This window comes from Serratia sp. K-E0102, assembly GCF_029962625.1.
Taxonomy (GTDB): domain Bacteria; phylum Pseudomonadota; class Gammaproteobacteria; order Enterobacterales; family Enterobacteriaceae; genus Serratia; species Serratia sarumanii.
Genome location: NZ_CP124754.1, coordinates 3418070 through 3434686, shown reverse-complemented (window position 1 = coordinate 3434686; position 16617 = coordinate 3418070). Strand labels below are relative to the sequence as shown.

At 60.2% G+C, this 16617-nt stretch carries 14 protein-coding genes; 5 read left to right on the top strand and 9 right to left on the bottom strand.

Features of this window, described 5'->3' with window-relative positions:
• Positions 1 to 17: 17 nt before the first annotated feature.
• The 6 genes from SSARUM2_RS16450 to SSARUM2_RS16425 all read right to left on the bottom strand — a co-directional run bounded on the left by SSARUM2_RS16450 (position 18) and on the right by SSARUM2_RS16425 (position 6960).
• Positions 18 to 971 carry a siderophore ABC transporter substrate-binding protein gene (locus tag SSARUM2_RS16450; RefSeq protein WP_060438468.1) on the bottom strand — a complete coding sequence of 318 codons (954 nt, stop codon included), beginning with the start codon at positions 969 to 971 and terminating at the stop codon, positions 18 to 20.
• 55 nt (positions 972 to 1026) lie between these two features.
• Complete coding sequence (locus SSARUM2_RS16445; protein ID WP_033647992.1) at positions 1027 to 3015, bottom strand: ligand-gated channel protein; 1989 nt, start codon at positions 3013 to 3015, stop codon at positions 1027 to 1029.
• A gap of 244 nt (positions 3016 to 3259) precedes the next feature.
• On the bottom strand, positions 3260 to 4255 hold the full coding sequence (locus SSARUM2_RS16440) for an ABC transporter permease (RefSeq protein WP_033648150.1): 996 nt from the start codon (positions 4253 to 4255) through the stop codon (positions 3260 to 3262).
• Complete coding sequence (locus SSARUM2_RS16435) at positions 4252 to 5763, bottom strand: sugar ABC transporter ATP-binding protein (RefSeq protein ID WP_060430642.1); 1512 nt, start codon at positions 5761 to 5763, stop codon at positions 4252 to 4254. The genes SSARUM2_RS16440 and SSARUM2_RS16435 overlap by 4 nt, the downstream gene beginning before the upstream one ends.
• A gap of 157 nt (positions 5764 to 5920) precedes the next feature.
• Positions 5921 to 6478 (bottom strand): HTH-type transcriptional regulator PuuR, encoded by a 558-nt coding sequence (gene puuR, locus SSARUM2_RS16430; RefSeq protein WP_016927000.1) that lies wholly within the window; start codon positions 6476 to 6478, stop codon positions 5921 to 5923.
• Between the two features lie 197 nt (positions 6479 to 6675).
• A complete protein-coding gene (locus SSARUM2_RS16425; RefSeq protein ID WP_164134478.1) occupies positions 6676 to 6960 on the bottom strand; it encodes a hypothetical protein in 285 nt (94 codons plus the stop codon).
• On the opposite strand from SSARUM2_RS16425, the gene SSARUM2_RS16420 reads away from it, so the two are divergent.
• Complete coding sequence (locus tag SSARUM2_RS16420; protein WP_060452526.1) at positions 6874 to 8292, top strand: glutamine synthetase family protein; 1419 nt, start codon at positions 6874 to 6876, stop codon at positions 8290 to 8292. The genes SSARUM2_RS16425 and SSARUM2_RS16420 overlap by 87 nt on opposite strands.
• Before the next feature lie 534 nt (positions 8293 to 8826).
• Positions 8827 to 10194: an APC family permease gene (locus tag SSARUM2_RS16415; protein ID WP_033647989.1), complete on the top strand. Its 1368-nt coding sequence runs from the start codon at positions 8827 to 8829 to the stop codon at positions 10192 to 10194.
• Between the two features lie 70 nt (positions 10195 to 10264).
• Here SSARUM2_RS16415 and sbcB read toward each other — a convergent pair whose 3' ends face one another.
• A complete protein-coding gene (gene sbcB / locus SSARUM2_RS16410) occupies positions 10265 to 11692 on the bottom strand; it encodes an exodeoxyribonuclease I (RefSeq protein WP_033635248.1) in 1428 nt (475 codons plus the stop codon).
• Positions 11693 to 11782: 90 nt separating this feature from the next.
• Positions 11783 to 11971 (bottom strand): DNA polymerase III subunit theta, encoded by a 189-nt coding sequence (locus SSARUM2_RS16405; protein ID WP_033635247.1) that lies wholly within the window; start codon positions 11969 to 11971, stop codon positions 11783 to 11785.
• 519 nt (positions 11972 to 12490) lie between these two features.
• On the opposite strand from SSARUM2_RS16405, the gene SSARUM2_RS16400 reads away from it, so the two are divergent.
• Positions 12491 to 13600: an SDR family oxidoreductase gene (locus tag SSARUM2_RS16400; protein ID WP_049233046.1), complete on the top strand. Its 1110-nt coding sequence runs from the start codon at positions 12491 to 12493 to the stop codon at positions 13598 to 13600.
• Between the two features lie 34 nt (positions 13601 to 13634).
• Here the strand turns inward: SSARUM2_RS16400 and SSARUM2_RS16395 are convergent, their stop codons facing one another.
• Positions 13635 to 14381 (bottom strand): helix-turn-helix transcriptional regulator, encoded by a 747-nt coding sequence (locus SSARUM2_RS16395; RefSeq protein WP_004935623.1) that lies wholly within the window; start codon positions 14379 to 14381, stop codon positions 13635 to 13637.
• A 176-nt stretch (positions 14382 to 14557) separates the two neighbouring features.
• On the opposite strand from SSARUM2_RS16395, the gene SSARUM2_RS16390 reads away from it, so the two are divergent.
• Both SSARUM2_RS16390 and SSARUM2_RS16385 read left to right on the top strand, forming a co-directional pair.
• On the top strand, positions 14558 to 15325 hold the full coding sequence (locus tag SSARUM2_RS16390; protein WP_033647986.1) for an N-acetylmuramoyl-L-alanine amidase: 768 nt from the start codon (positions 14558 to 14560) through the stop codon (positions 15323 to 15325).
• Positions 15326 to 15419: 94 nt separating this feature from the next.
• On the top strand, positions 15420 to 16487 hold the full coding sequence (locus SSARUM2_RS16385; protein ID WP_033647985.1) for an FUSC family protein: 1068 nt from the start codon (positions 15420 to 15422) through the stop codon (positions 16485 to 16487).
• Positions 16488 to 16617: the final 130 nt, after the last annotated feature.

Here is a 16617-nt window from a genome sequence, read left to right as displayed (position 1 = left end):
GCATCGCCGGGCTTTCTTTATCGTGCTGCGTGGTTCAGCGCCTCGCTCACGCGTTCGACGACGTGCTGGGCGGTGACGATGCCGCCGGACAGATACACCTCGGCCGCCGGCAGGTAAACCACCTGGCCTTTTTTCACCGCCGTGGTTTTCTTCAGCGCGGTGCCGGTGAGGATCTTCTGCGGCGCCACCGCGTTCGGCCGCCCGGTCGCGGCGTCTCTGTCGATGACGAACAGCCAGTCCGGATTCAGTTTGGCCACCTGCTCAGGCGTCAGCTTGTTGCCGCGCACGTCTTTTTCGTCGGACTGCAGCGCAGACGCGAAGCCGAGGGCGTCATAGACGAAGCTGAAACGGCTCTTGGGGGCGTAGGCGCTGATCTTGCCGCCGGAGAACAGCACCACCAGCCCGCGCCCGGCCTGAGCGGCCTGTGGTTTGACCGCCGCGATCTGCGCATCCAGCTTATCGACCGCCGCCTGCGCCTGCTGCTGCTTATCGAACAGCTCGCCCAGCTGCAGCGTGCGCTGTTTCAGGCTGCCCAGCTGATCCTGCGGATCGACGGACATGTTCAGCGTCGGCGCCAGCGCGTTCAGCTCGTCATAGGCTTTGGACGCCCGGCCGGCGATCAGGATCAGATCCGGCTTGGCGGCGCGCAGCACGGCCATATCCGGCTCGAACAGGGTGCCGGCATTGAGGTATTTGTCGTCCTGATAGCGCTTCAGGCTATCCGGCAAGTTCTTGCGGTTGCCGGGCAGCGCCAGCGGATCGACGCCCAGCAGCTGCAGCGTTTCCAACGAGGCGTAATCCAGCACCACGATGCGCTGCGGGTGCTTTTTCACCTCGGTGCTGCCGTTCAGGTGCTGGACGTTGACGGTGGCCGGGGTTGCGGCTACCGGCGTAGCGGTTTTGCTGTGGCAACCCGCCAGCGCCATCGCTGCCAGCAGGGCGATCATCAGGGGGGAGCGGCGTAATCTCATGGGGCTTCCTCACGGTGATGGAATGAAAAGGGCGCGCAGCGCGCGCCCGGGGGCATCAGAAGTTATAGGTCATGCCGACGGTGTAACGGCGGCCGTCCAGCGTGGTGTTGTAGTGGTCGTAATCCACGGTCTTGTCGAGGATGTTATAGACCCCGCCGGTCAGCTGCAGGTTTTTCGCCGCCTGGTAGCTCAGGCCCGCATCGACGAAGGTGTAGGACGGTGTGCTCTTGGCCATCGAGGTGCGGCTCAGGTAGTCAGAGGTGCGGCTGCGGAAGTTAACGCGCGACCACAGGCTGAGGTCCTGCGTGGCGCGCCAGTCCAGCACGGTGTTCAGCATGTGCTTCGGCATCTGGTTGAGCGCCTTGCCCTGGAACTCGCCGCTCTTCTGTTCGGAAGCGGTGTAGGTGTAGTTGGTGTTCCACTTCCAGTCTTTGTTGATCTGCCAGCCGAAGGTGGCTTCTACGCCGCGCATATTGGCTTTGTCGACGTTGACGCGATCGCTGATAAAGTCGTAGGACGTGCCGCCGATGGTGCAATCCGGCGTGTCTTCGCAGCGGCGCACTTCGGTGATTTTGTCTTTAAAGTCGGTGTTGAAGACCGTCACGCCGGCGTTAATGCCTTTCAGGCTATCCCACATCAGGCCGATTTCTTCGCTCAGGCTCTTCTCTGGCTGCAAATCCGGGTTACCGACGATGATGCCTTTACGCACGCCGCCGCCGGTGACCTGCCCCCAGTTAGGGGAGGATTGGCGCAGATCCGGCGATTTGTAACCGGCGGAGACGCCGCCTTTCAGCGTCCACTGTTCGGTCAGGTGCCAGACGCCGTACATGCGCGGGGTCCAGTGGCTGCCGAAGTTTTCATCCTGATCCATGCGGATGCCGCTGGTCAGGCTGAAGTCGTTGGTCAGCGCCCATTCGTCTTCAGCGAACAATGCCCAGCTCCAGCGCGTCAGCTTGCTGAGACCTTGAGCCGACTCAAGCTGGTTGCCGCCGTCGCCCAGTTTTTCATAGCGGTATTGGCCGCCGAGGTTCAGCATGTGGGAACCCAGCTCGAACTGGTTCTGGGTGTTGAAGATGGTGTTGTAGGCCTTCATGTTACGGCCCGGGTTACCGGTTTCTTCGCGCTGCACGTAGCTGGTGGAGTTGCCGAAGTCATAATAGCCGTTGTGGGTCAGCGAGTAGTTGGTGCGCGTATACAGGCTTTCGCTGCGGGACGTCGGCGAGCATTTGCCTCTGCTGCAGCGCTCCGCCACCACCGATTTGCCCGGCGTGCTGTTGCGATCTTGCAGAGAACGGCCGATTTCGAAGTCGAATTCGTTTTTCTCGTCCGGTGTCAGGGTGAACACCGCGGTGCCGCTGCGCATGCGCTGTTCGTTGTAACCGTTGACGATTTTATCTTCCGCGCGGCGCGACAGCAGGCCGTTGACCCGCAGGCCGAGCAGCCCTTCAACCAGCGGGCCGGAGGCGTAGGCGTTGGTCTGGAACAGATCGCCGGAATCGCGGTTTTCCTGAATGGTGGCGTCGCCGTGCAGCGAGCCTTTCCACTCGGTGCGGGAGGTCTTGCGAGTGATGACGTTGATCACGCCGCCCATGGCGTCGGAGCCGTACAGCGAAGACATCGGCCCGCGCACCACTTCGATGCGCTCGATGGCTTCCATCGGCGGCAGCCAGCCCTGTTCGATGCCGGCGTTGTCGCTGTTCGGACGGGTGCCGCGGGTGTCGACGCGCTTGCCGTCCACCAGGATCAGGGTGTACTTGGAGGACATGCCGCGGATGCTGATGTCACTGCTGCTGGCGCCGCCGGTGATCACCACGCCCGGCACGTCTTTCAGCGCGTCGGTCACGTCGCGATAGGCCTTGTCTTCGATCTGCTGGCGCGGGATCACCGAGATGGAAGCGGCGGAGTCCTGAATTTTTTGCTGGAAGCCGGAGGCGGTGACGACCATGGTGTCCTGGGTGTCGTCCTGCGGCGCGGCCAGCGCGGCGGTGGCGCTGAGTGAGGCGATCACCAGAGCGGCGAGCTTGCTGTAACGTGGCGTTTCCATGAGGTAAACCTTTCCTGGATTGAAGTGAAAGTAATTAACCAATTGAATTTCTAATGAAATTGTTCGTCTTTCGCTGAGAAATGCTTAGCTTCGTCAACGTTGCGTGAGGCTATTGTAAGGATTTTTTTCTGAATGTAAACGCTAATGATAATCCATATCATTTGTATGCTGGTTTTGCTGGCGGGAAAGGTTAACCGGATGAATTAAAGGGAAAAGCGGCGCAGCGGGCGTGCGCCGGGGAGGATCAGCGTTTTTGGATGTAGGTGATGGCCAGCGCCAGCGCCAGCACCAGGCCTTTGATAATGTCCATGGCGTAGTAGGGCACCGACAGCATCACCAGCCCGTTTTGCAGCACGCCGAGGATCACCGCGCCGATCAGAGTGCCGAGCGCATTAGGTTTGCCGGCCCCGGCCAGCGAGAAGCCGATATAGGCCGCCGCCACCGCGTCCATCAGATAGCCGCCGCCGGCGTTGACCTGCGAAGAGCCGATACGTGACGCTAGCAAGATGCCGCCAAGCGCCGCCAGCCAAGAGGAAATGACATAAGCGGCAACCCTGTAACGCACGGTGCGGATGCCCGAAAGGCGCGCCGCCTCGGGGTTGCCGCCGATGGCATACATGCGGCGGCCATGCTTGGTCAACGACAGGAACAGCTGCACCGCCACGGTGACCGCCAGCATGATCAGCACGATCACCGGCACCTGGCCGAGGGCGGAAAACACCTCCGGGATCAGGCCTTCCGCCATGTCGCCATTCGGCAGCACCATGTTTTGGGTGATGGATCCGCCGTAGCTGTAGGTCATCGCCACGCCCTGGATCACGAACAGGCTGGCCAGCGTCGCCAGCATATCGGGAATTCTGAACACCACGATCAGCAGGGCGTTGAACAGGCCGACCAGCGTGCACAGCAGCAGCGTCACCACGATGGCGCCGGTGGTGCCGAACCCGTGCCAGACGAACAGCGAAATCACCAGCGCGTTGGCCAGCGAGGCGGTCGAGCCGACCGACAGATCGAAACCGCCGACCGACAGCGAGATAGAGACGCCGATGGCGATCACCGTCACGATGGCGATCGAACGCAGGATATTGATGATGTTGTTGGCATCGAGGAAGTTGTCCGACGCCAGGCCGAACAGGGCGATCAGCGCCGCCACGGTCAGCAGCATGCCCCATTTGTAGAGGAAATCGAACAGCTGTTGGCGCCAGGGCAGCGCAGGCCGCAGGGCTAATTCTTTACTCACGCAGGGGTTCCTCCGGTGGAATAGAGCAATAAGGTTTCTTCGTCGATGTCGGCGGCGTTCAACTCCGCCACGATGCGGCCGTCCCACAGCACGCAGATGCGATCGCACAGGCCAACCAGTTCGGCGAACTCGCCGGAGGCGTAAATCACGCCCTTGCCGGCGCGCGCCAGGCCGTCGATCAGGCCAAACAGCTCCTGCTTGGCCTTGATGTCCACGCCCTTGGTCGGTTCATCGAAGATCAGCACCTCGGCGTCGCCGCGCAGCCATTTGCCGATCGCCACTTTTTGTTGATTGCCGCCGGACAGGCGCGCCAGCCGCTGTTGCGGGCCGGAGGCGCGAATGTTCAGGCGTTGCATGATCTCGCGCGCCCAGCGCAGCTCTTGTCGCCGGCTGAACAGGCTCCAGCGCGAGAAGCTGTCGTCGGCGCTGACGCTCAGGTTCATCGGGATCGCCTCATCGATGAAAATGCCTTCTTTGCGGCGTTCCTCCGGCACCAGCGCCAATCCTTGTTCGACCGAGAGGTGCGGCGCGCGCGGCGCCCAGGGCTGCCCGCGCAGTTCGCCGCGCTCAAGCTGCACGGCGCTGGCGCCGAACAGCGCTTTGCACAGCTCGGTTTTGCCGGCTCCCGCCAGCCCGGCGATGCCCAGAATTTCGCCTTCATGCAGCCGCAGCGAAACGTCGCGCAGCTTGTGGCGATCGCGCAAGCCTTGCACCTGCAGCAGCGTTCGCTCGGCGTGCGGCGGGCGCGGCGGCGGGAAAATATCGTCCAGCCGATGGCCGAGCATCTTCTCGACGATCTGTTCGCCGCTCAGCCCGCGCATGGCGTCTTCGCTGACGCGACGGCCGTCGCGCAGCACCGTCAGCCGATCGCAAATGTCGCTCAGTTCGTGGATGCGGTGGGAAATAAATACGATGCCGATGCCTTCGGATTGCAGGCGGCGCACCACGTTAAACAGGCGCTCGCTCTCGGCGCGATCGAGCGGGGCGGTCGGTTCGTCGAGCACCAGAAAACGGCAGCGGTGCGACAGCGCGCGCGCCAGCAGCACCTGCTGTTTTTCCGCCAGCGTGCAGTCCGCCAGCCGCCTGCGCGGGTTGAGCGGCAACGCCCATTGCTGCAGCAGCTGCGCGGCGCGGCGGTGCAGTTCCGCCCAGTTCAGCCAATGGCCCGGTTCGTTCAGCCAGTCCAGCATGATGTTTTCCGCCACCGACAGCGTGGGGATCAGCGCGACGTCGACCTCTTGCTGCACCACGTGAATGCCGTGGCGGCGCGCCTGCAGCGGGGAGTGGATCGCCACCGCCTGGCCGTCGATCAGGATCTCGCCGCGATAATGATCGTGGGCGCCGGAGAGGATCGCCATCAGCGTCGACTTGCCCGCGCCGTTGGCGCCGACCAGCGCATGGATTGAACCGCCCTGCAGCGTGAAGTCCACGTCCTGCAGCGCATTGAAGCCGGCGAAGGCGATCGAGATATTGCGCATCTCGAGGCGTGAAGGCGTTGCGGTTGACATAGGGTATTAAGGCCGTTTAGATGTTTAGATGGCTGTTATGCTCTGTTGTAACACAGATTACGCCGTTGGCAACCAACAAAATGGCATAACGGCGGTGGAAAACGCGTTGGCGGGTAGGGGCGCAACCCGCGTCAGGCTGCGCCGGTGCGAGAAGCGCTCAGAAGGTGGTGGGGGTGTGTGCGCTGACGATGCGGCAGATGCGCGCCGAGGTATTGCTGAAGCTGTGCGGAATGCCGGTGTTGATGGCGTAACTCTGGCCGGCGGTCAGGCAGTAGCTCTGGCCGTTGATGGTCAGCACGATCTCGCCCTCCAGCAGGGTGCCGATCTCTTCGCCCTGGTGCTTGATCTTTTCACCGGTGGTGGTGCCGGGCTGGTAGGTTTCCAGCATCATCGCCAGGTTACGCGTCGGGCTGCCGTTGTGCACCAGCTTCATCGACACCCCCTGGCTGCCGATCTCAATTAGATCCTCGGCGTCGATCACCACGCGCGGCTCGTCGACGGCTTCCGGTTCGGCAAAGAATTCAGACAGCGACAGGCCATACACCTTCAGCAGCTTTTGCAGCGTGCTGATGGCCGGGCTGACCTTGTCCTGTTCGATGGTGCTGATCGCACTGTGGGTTAACCCGGACAGTTCGGCGACCCGGCGCTGCGACAAACCCAATTGCTGACGGATCTGCGACAGGCGTTTGCCCGGTGCCAAGCTGGCTTCGCTCATAGCGGTACTTCCTTCTGGTAGGGACGACAGGCAGACATGAATATCGCTATCGGGCGCCTGTCTGGGCGATAACGATGTTGCATGATATCGGTAGTTAGGGCAGGTTTGGAAAATATATTGCCCATGTTCACTCTCGGTGCGTTGGACGAAATAGTTGACGTAAAAATGGCGGCAAGGCCTTTTCGGTCAATATTTTATCAATTTAGCAGCCGGCGGCGAATAATCAAACATGATTGTAACATTTGCAAACCTATTCTGTTAAGACTATGTTTCATGGTGTGGATGTTATTTTGAGCGCCCGGCAGCGGCGCAGCCTGGCGAGAAATCCAATCATGTTTTGAATCGAACGGCGGACGGGCGCCAACGCGCCTTAAGAGCATAATGGCGGGTGACGTATGCAAACCAATAGCGCAGCAGTTGAACATTTTGCACAGCATCATGAAGAGAGGCGAAGTAGCGCGTTCCAAAATGAGGTTGCTCATTATTTGGAACGCCATCCCGCCACGCAGTATGTCGATATCCTTCTCACCGATCTCAATGGTTCCTTCCGCGGCAAACGCATACCCGTCTCAGGGTTGAAAAAACTGGAAAAAGGCAGCTACTTCCCCGCGTCGGTGTTCGCCATGGACATCCTCGGCAACGTGGTGGAGGAGACCGGCCTTGGGCAAGAGCTCGGCGAGCCGGACCGCATTTGCCTGCCGGTACCCGGCTCGCTGACGCCGTCGGCCGCCGATCCGCAGCATATCGGCCAGGTGCTGCTGACCATGCTGGATGAAGATGGCACTCCCTTTGACGTTGAACCCCGCAATGTGTTGAACCGCGTGTGGCAGGCGCTGCGACAGCGCGGCTTGTTCCCGGTGGCAGCGGTAGAGCTGGAGTTTTATCTCATCGATCGGCAGCGCGATGCGGAGGGCGATTTGCAGCCGCCGTGCGCGCCCGGCACCCAGGAGCGCAACACCCAAAGCCAGGTGTACTCCGTCGATAACCTGAACCATTTCGCCGAGGTGCTGAACGACATCGACGCGCTGGCGAAGCTGCAGGGGCTGCCGGCGGACGGCGCGGTGGCGGAGGCGTCGCCGGGGCAGTTCGAGGTCAACCTGCGTCATACCGACGATATCTTGCTGGCCTGCGACCACGCGCTGGCGCTGAAGCGGCTGGTGCGGCTGGTGGCCGAGAACCACGACATGCACGCCACCTTTATGGCCAAGCCCTACGAGGATCATGCCGGTAGCGGCATGCACGTGCATGTCAGCATGCAGGACGGCGCGGGCAACAACCTGTTCGCCGACGACGAAGGTGAGGATTCGCCACTGCTGAAACAGGCGCTGGCCGGGATGATCACCCTGATGCCGGCGTCGATGGCGCTGCTGGCGCCGAACGTCAACGCCTACCGGCGTTTCCAGCCTGGGATGTATGTGCCGATCCAGGCCGCCTGGGGCCACAACAACCGCACCGTGGCGCTGCGCATTCCCTGCGGCGAACCGGAGAACCATCGGGTGGAGTATCGCGTGGCCGGCGCCGACGCCAATCCATATCTGGTGATGGCGGCGATCCTGGCCGGCATGCTGTACGGGCTGGACAACGCGCTGCCGCTGCCTGAGCCGGTGACCGGCAACGGGCTGGAGCAGGAGGGGCTGCCGCTGCCGATCCGCCAGAGCGACGCGCTGTACGAGTTTGAACATCAGCACGCGCTGACCCACTATCTGGGCGAGCGTTTCACCCAGGTTTATCACGCCTGCAAGAACGACGAACTGCTGCAGTTCGAGCGGCGGGTGACGGAAACCGAGATTGACTGGATGTTGAAAAATGCCTGAATGGGCGTATAAAGTAAGAGGTATGTGCGGCCGACCGGCCTGCCGGTAGTGGATTAATTCGCCTGCCGGGCCGGTTTTCCGCTCGATCGACAAAAAGAATTTGTATTTGAGGGCTTCCGGATCTTGTCATCCGGAGGCATTCTGGTGCAAAATATCTCAAATGCAGATAGCCGACGTTTTAACGCGTCGGTTATTTTTTTTGCATTAAGTTTTACCAACGTAGCGTTTCATACACCAAGCGAGGCCGGACACCGATCCGGATAGATAAATAGTTTCGTGCACGATCAAACAAAACTTTATGGTCGTGACTCATGAGGATTAGAAAGATGGGGCAATTTTTCACTTTAGCACCGGTGCCCGCCGGTTTCCGCTGTGGCCGCAGCGACTATGGAGCAGCCGAGGTTACCTCGACCCGTTATCCAGCTTACAATCCCCTTCTTTTAGAATTAAGTCGCTCGTTGCGAAGTTTCCCCGCAACCTTAAGTCTTGGCGTGTCCGCCATCCGCAAGGCTCAAGGTAAGGGGGGGCTGAACAATGTCCGATAACACCCTCAACGCCGCTCCGGCTCAGCGCACTCAGCTGCGTAAAACACTGACTTTGGTTCCGGTAGTGATGATGGGCCTGGCTTATCTGCAGCCAATGACCATCTTCGATACCTTCGGCATCGTATCCGGCCTGACCGATGGTCACGTCGCGACCGCGTACGCCTTCGCTCTGCTGGCGATCCTGTTTACCGCCCTGAGCTACGGCAAGCTGGTGAAGAAGTTCCCTTCCGCCGGTTCCGCCTACACTTACGCCCAGAAAGCCATCAGCCCGCACGTCGGCTTTATGGTGGGCTGGTCATCGCTGCTGGACTACCTGTTCATGCCGATGATCAACATTTTGCTGGCCAAGATTTACCTGGAAGCGATCTTCCCGGGCGTTCCGTCCTGGATTTTCGTGGCGGTGCTGGTCGGCTTGATGACGATTTTCAACCTGCGCGGCATCAAGCTGGTGGCTAACCTGAACTCCATCATCGTGGTGGTGCAGGTGGCGATCATGATCGTGTTCCTCGGCCTGGTGATCAACGGCGTTTACCACGGCGAAGGCGCCGGTACGCTGGTCAGCAGCCGCCCATTCTGGTCCGATAACGCTCACGTGGTGCCGATGATTACCGGCGCGACCATCCTGTGCTTCTCGTTCCTGGGCTTCGACGGCATCAGCTCGCTGTCTGAAGAGACCAAAGACGCGGAAAAAGTGATCCCGAAAGCCATCTTCCTGACGGCGCTGATCGGCGGCATCATCTTTATCGTGGTGTCTTACTTCGTGCAGCTGTACTTCCCGGACATCTCGCGCTTCAAGGATCCTGACGCGTCGCAGCCTGAAATCATGTTGTACGTGGCGGGCAAATTCTTCCAGTCGGTGATCCTGGTGTTCTCCTGCGTGACGGTATTGGCGTCAGGCATGGCGGCGCACGCGGGCGTTTCGCGTCTGATGTACGTGATGGGCCGCGACGGCGTGTTCCCGACTCGTTTCTTCGGCTATGTACATCCGAAGTGGCGTACCCCGGCGCTGAACGTGCTGCTGGTTGGCGCCATCGCGCTGTCCGCCGTGTCGTTTGACCTGGTGACCGCGACCGCGCTGATCAACTTCGGTGCGCTGGTGGCCTTCACCTTCGTCAACCTGTCGGTGATCTCGCAGTTCTATATTCGCGACAAGATGAACCGCACCGTGAAAGACACGTTCAACTACCTGATCCTGCCGGTGCTGGGCGCATTGACCGTCGGCGCGCTGTGGATCAACCTGGAAGCCAGCTCGATGACGCTGGGCTTGGTCTGGGCGGCCATCGGTCTGATCTACCTGGCCTTCGTCACCCGCAGCTTCCGTCTGCCGGTGCCGCAAGCGAGCGAAGACGCCGCCTAAGCGCGAGCCGTCTCCTCAGCCACAAAAAAGGCCGCATTCGCGGCCTTTTCCTTTTCTGCTTGCTGCGGGTTTACCCCACCAACTCTTTGCCGTAATCGAACAGCGCTTTCAGCAGGGCGGTTTTCTCTTTGTCGCCTTCGTGCAGGTTATACAGCGATTCGAGCTGCAGCAGGTAACTCTGCACGCGCTCCGCGCTCAGCGCTTCCTGGCGGTGCTGCAGCCAGCGGCGCTGCTCGGCATCGTCCAGCGTATTCGGGTAGTTGCGCGCGCGAAAGCGGAACAGCAGCTCTTTCATGCGGCCGTCGCTGAAGGCCAGATCCAGCGCCGGCAGGTTCTGCGGCTTGGTCTGCTGGATAATCCTCATCGCCGCCTTGTCGGCGTCGCTGAAGAAGCCGTCATACAGCCGGGCGTCGACGTCGTCGGAGCCTTTGAACGGCTCGGCTTCGGCGAACAGCGCCACCACTTTCTCACGCACTTCCGGGTGCTGTTTCAGCAGCTGCAGGTTTTGCAGGCAGGCCTGGCGATCGATGCCCAGCCGCTCGGCGTTCTCCGGCAGCAGGGTTTTGGCCGGCGCCAGCACCGGGCATTTGTTGATGTGCACCAGCTTGATCGGCACCGGCGCCTGATCCGGCGCCAGGTCGTCGCGGCGGGTGTACAGCCGTTCACGCAGCTGCTCAGCGCTCAGCGTCAGCAGCGGCGTCATATCGCCGGCGAGATCGCACATGATCACCGCGTTTTTGTTGTCCGGGTGCCAGGCCAACGGCGACACCCAGCTGGTGTTGCCGCGCGCCGCGCCGAACATGCCGGAGACGTGCACCAGTGGCGTCATTTCGGCGACGTCGATCAAGGCGTTCAGCTTGTGCTTGTTGCGGTGCTGCAACAGGAAATCGAACAGCCGCGGCTGCGCCTGCTTGACCAGCTTGGCCATGGCGATGGTGGCGTAAACGTCCGACATTGCGTCGTGAGCCTGCGTGTGCTCGACGCCGTTGGCGCGCGTGAGATGCTCCAGGCGGAAGCTGGGGAAGCCGTCTTCGTTTTCCGGCCAGACGATGCCGTCCGGGCGCAGGGCGTAGCAGGCGCGCATCACATCCAGCAGATCCCAGCGCGAGTTGCCGTTTTGCCAGCTGTAGGCATAGGGATCGTAGAAGTTGCGATAGAAGATATTGCGGCTCACTTCGTCATCGAAACGGATGTTGTTGTAACCGAGAATGCAGGTGCCGGCCACGCTGAAGGCCTGGTGGATTTGGCGGGTGAATTCGGCTTCGTTAACGCCTTTGGCGCGCGCCACCTGCGGCGTGATGCCGGTGATCATCACCGCCTCGGGTTCCGGCAGGTAGTCGTCGGCCGGGGCGCAGTAGATGACCAGCGGCTCTTCGATAATGTTGAAATCCATATCGGTGCGCACGCCGGCAAACTGCGCCGGGCGGTCCAGCGACGGGCTTTTGCCGAAGGTTTCGTAATCGTGAATATAAAATGTGGCCGTTGCCTTGCTGCTCAAAATCGCGTCTCTTTAGTGGCGGATACAATATGCTCCTATTGTAACGGCGTAGGGAGCGATGCCAAGCGACGGTTAGCGAAATGCGCGCAATTACGCACGGCGATAGTAATCCAGCCGTTGATGAAAGTAGGGGAGCAGGTGGTCGGGGATCTGTCGTTCCGTTTCCGCCTGGGTCGAGGCGATGCCGTAGCGCTCGTTGTAGATCACGCTGATGGCCAGCAAATCGGTTTCTATTTTTTCGCGTTGTGCCTGCGGTAAGCTATCCAGCTTTCGAGCCATCGTTATCTCCCTGTTAACCTTAGGGCATAATAGGATCGTTAGCGGGTCTTGTCCCTACCCATTCCGGGGGGCGCTTGATGCCTGTGAACTGGGTTGCGTGCAAGGGGGCTGGCTGTGGCGAGCGGCGAGCTCGCTCTCCGGGTGGTGAGCCTGGAAGCGATCCGCCCGGTTATACAGCGAACAGGCGCCGCTTATCACCGCCCCCCAAAACAGGGCGCACAGCAGCAAAACCCCCAACCAGATTTTTTGGTTATAGGTCATAAGTCCTCCACGGACGATAAGAGAAATAACATTGACCGCTAAATTAAATCAGGCGCTACATCAATGGTATTTAAACGGCAGAGATTAATCATAAAATAGATGAGATTCTTTTGTTACTAAATCCACATTGGATGTATCAAAAGATTCCTTAAGATAATATTAAGAGAAGTGATTTCTGGCGCCGTAATTCTATTTAATATTTGTTTAAATACCCGCAGATACAATCTCCCACATTCAATACCAATGTGGATGACAATTATGAAAACGCTACTGTTGACCGGCGCTACCGGCTTTTTGGGTGGTGCGGTTCTCGAGAAATTATTGATTGAAAATCAGCCTGTTAATTATCTTTTGCTGGTGCGCGCCGACGATGCACAACAAGGGCTGGCCCGTATTCGCGCGAATATGGAAAAGTTTAATATCGACGCGAACCTGCTGTCTAAAATTACGATAGAAAATATATTGTTGGGCGACCTTTCCGAGCCGGCCGACTTTTTAACTGACGCACGTATTAACAATGTCACGCACGTTATTAACTGCGCGGCCGTTGCTTCATTTGGTAATAACCCGCTCATTTGGAAGGTAAACGTAGAAGGCACCCTGGCCTTTGCCGAAAGAATGGCGCAGGTGCCGGGATTAAAACGCTTCCTGCACGTCGGTACCGCCATGTCCTGTTCGCCGGAGCCGGGTTCGCTGGTGGCGGAGAGCGGCGAGTTTGAGGAAGACGCCGAGCATCTGGTGGAATACACCCGTTCCAAATCCACCATCGAACAGCTGATGCGCCAGCGCTGCCCGCAACTGCCGCTGACCATCGCTCGTCCGTCGATCGTGGTGGGCCACACCCGCCTGGGCTGCCAGCCTTCCAGCAGCATTTTCTGGGTGTTCGGCATGGCGCTGATGCTGCGCAAATTCATGTGCTCGCTGCAGGACAATATCGACGTGATCCCGGCGGACTACTGCGCGGATGCGCTGGTGATGCTGATGAACAGCGAAACGCTGGAGAACGACGTTTATCACATCTCCGCCGGTGAGGAGAGCAGCGTCAGCTTTGCCGAAATCGACCGCGCCATGGCGGCGGCGCTGGAAAAGGCGCCGGTGGGCGATGAGTATGCGCAGGTGACCTATGACGCGCTGGTGAAAATGCGCCGCCAGCTGAAAGACATTTTCGGCCCGTGCAACGAGCGGCTGATGCTCAAGGCGATGCGCCTGTACGGATCGTTCGCCATGCTCAACGTGCGTTTCAGCAACGAAAAGATCCTCAAGCTGGGCATGCCGAAGCCGCCGCGCTTTACCGACTATATCGCCGGCTGCGTGCAGTCGACCCGCGGGCTGTCTATCCAGCAGCAGATGGTGGTGGACTTCAAATAACCGCCGGGCGCAACGGGCGCCCGAGGTTGCTCCGCTACCAGGACGAAGAGGACCAGAAGACGCGGCCGAGCACCACCAGTTGCTCCTTGCGCTGCTGATAGCTGAGATGCTCGTCCTGGTACTCTTCCCGGTTGAGGGAGCGGATGACGACGCCGCCGTCCGGCTGCTCGATCAGCACCTTCACCCGCAGCAAATTGCCGTGGCGGATGGCGTAGGTCTTGCCTTCGCGGATGCGCGTATCGTCGGTGTTGATGCCGACCACGTCGCCGTCCTGCAGACGGGGCTCCATGCTGGAGCCGGAGATGCGGATAATGCGCGCGGCGTTGACCGCCACCCCCATCTTGTGCAGATAGTAACGGCGGAAGATCAGCGAAAACTCCTCGCGATCGACGATTTCGTAGCAGCCGTCGCCGGCGGAAAAATCGATATCCAGCAGCGGGATCTCCACAAACTCTTCCTTGTCTTGTTCGGTATCTTCCCATACCACCGGTTTCAAACGGGCGGGCTGGAAGTCCGACTCCGCTGCCACGTTGTCAAACGGGCGTACCAGCTGCTTTTCGTGAAACACGTCGAACCAGCCCTTGGGCAAATTCAGCCGGGCCTCGATCCGCCTGGCCAGATTGTCGCCAAGATTGCGGGAGGATTTTTCCCCGATGATTTGGCTCAGCGTCGGCGCGGAAGACTCAACCAGCGTGGCGAATTCATTCTGGTTGACGCCTTGCCGGGCGTAGCGGGCCATCAATTCGCGCAGATTGTTGCGCCTGATTTCTTTAGTTTCCATCGTGCCATGATCGCACTCTTTAGCAAAAAGGTAAATAACGGTTTTGCTAAAAAACGCTTGCGCATAATTTAGCAATTAGCTAAAACAAAAAGGGTGAGCCAAAGGTTCACCTGTGCGGGGCGGCCTGTCATGATGAGGGGCCGCTCAGTGAAATCAAGCGAGAGAGGGACTTTACGATGTACAAGATTGATTACAATAGCTACCGATCGGTCGCCAGCTTCGGCCACCGCGTGCGCTTTCTGGTGCTGCACTACACGGCGCAAAACTTCGCCGACTCGGTGAAGTCGTTGACCGGAAAATCGGTCAGCGCACACTATCTGGTGCCGGATCCGACCGAAGCCACCTATCAGGCCGCCGGCTTCAGCGGCGTGCGCATTTTCAACCTGGTGGACGAGAACGAGCGCGCCTGGCATGCCGGCGCCAGCCAGTGGGGCACCCGCAGCAATATCAACGACACCTCGATCGGCATCGAGATCGTCAACCTGGCGAGCGGCGACGGTGGAAACATCACCTTCCCGCCGTTCAACCCGCAGCAGATCGAGGCGGTCACCCAGCTGGCGCAGAACATCCTGCAGCGTTATCCGGACATCTCGCCGGTGAACGTGGTGGCGCACTCCGACATCGCGCCGGGCCGCAAGAGCGATCCGGGCCCGCAGTTCCCGTGGCAGCAGCTGTATCAGGCCGGCGTCGGCGCCTGGTATGACGAAGCGACCAAGCAGCAGCGCCAGCAGGAATACTGCCGCCAGGGCCTGCCGGCGCAGGCCGAGCTGCTGAAACTGTTCGCCCAATACGGCTACGATACCTCGGCGGCCAATACCGCAGAAGGCTATCGTCAGCTGGTGCGCGCGTTCCAGCTGCACTTCCGCCAGCAGAAGTATGACGGCGTGATGGATGTCGAAACCGCCGCCGCTCTGCGCGCGCTGGTCGACAAGTACGCCGCCTGAGCCTGACCGCGAATGGGGGACGCCTCATTCGCCTTTTCCTTGCCGGGTTTCCTCCGCTAAAATAGCGGCCTGGCTGGTCTTTATCGGAGGCATCGTGCGCCTCGATCGAAAAATCTCTTCCCTTGAATTGCTGACCTATCGGCACTATCGCATCGTTCACGGCGTGCGCATTGGGTTGGCGTTTATCCTGACCTTTCTGCTGATCCGCTTGCTGGCGGTGCCTGAAGGCACCTGGCCGCTGATCACCCTGGTGGTGGTGATGGGGCCGATCTCATTTTGGGGTAACGTGCTGCAGCGGGCGCTGCAACGCATTGCCGGCACGGTGTTCGGCGCCGCTTCCGGCCTGATCGCCCTGTATCTGGAACTCTATTCGCTGCCGCTGATGCTGGCCTGGTGCGGCGTGGTGATGTTCGTTTGCGGTTACCTGACGCTCGGCAAGCGGCCGTATATGGCGCTGCTGGTGGGGATCACGCTGGCGGTGGTGTGCGGCGCGGGCGCCGGCGACATGCACACCGCGCTGTGGCGCAGCGGCGATGTGATCTTCGGCTCGCTGCTGGCGCTGCTGTTCACCAGCATCTACCCACAGCGCGCCTATATTCTGTGGCGCATGCAAATGGCGGACTGCCTGCAAACCGCCGCCCGCCTCTATGGCGCGTATTTTTCGCCGAACGTTATCGAGCGGCCGCGGCTGGAGCCGCAGCTCAAGGATCTGTTGAATCAGGTGGTGAAGCTGCGCAGCCTGATCGTGCCCGCCAGTAAGGAAACCCGCATTCCCAAAGCGGTGTTCGAGGCGGTGCAAACCCTCAGCCGCAATCTGGTGTGCACGCTGGAGCTGATGGCCGACGCCTACTGGGCCTCGCGTGAAACGCACTTCATCATGTTGAACGCCCGCACGCTGCGCAGCACCCAGCTGCTGACGCTGAGCTCGCTGGAATCGCTGGCGGTGCTGATGCGCGAAGGGCCGCAGGAACAGCGGCAGGCGGCGGCGGGGCAGTTGGCGGAGATCGCCGGCGAGCTGAAAACGCTGATGCAGGAGGTCAGCCTCGGCCAGCACGGCGAAGCGCCGATTTACGGCTATGTCTGGCTCAGCATGGAGCTGGCGCAGCAGTTGGAAGAGCTGGGGGATCTGCTCCTGGTCTGCACCGCCGCCGGGCGCGAATAAGGGGTCAGATCATGAAGGCGGCGCTTTGGGTTTTGGCCGCCGGGGCAAAGTGGGTAAGATAAGGCAATCACTGTTGTGCCGGACCGCCACAAACCTGTATCTTGGTGCCATGTGGCCGTAAGCAAATGAA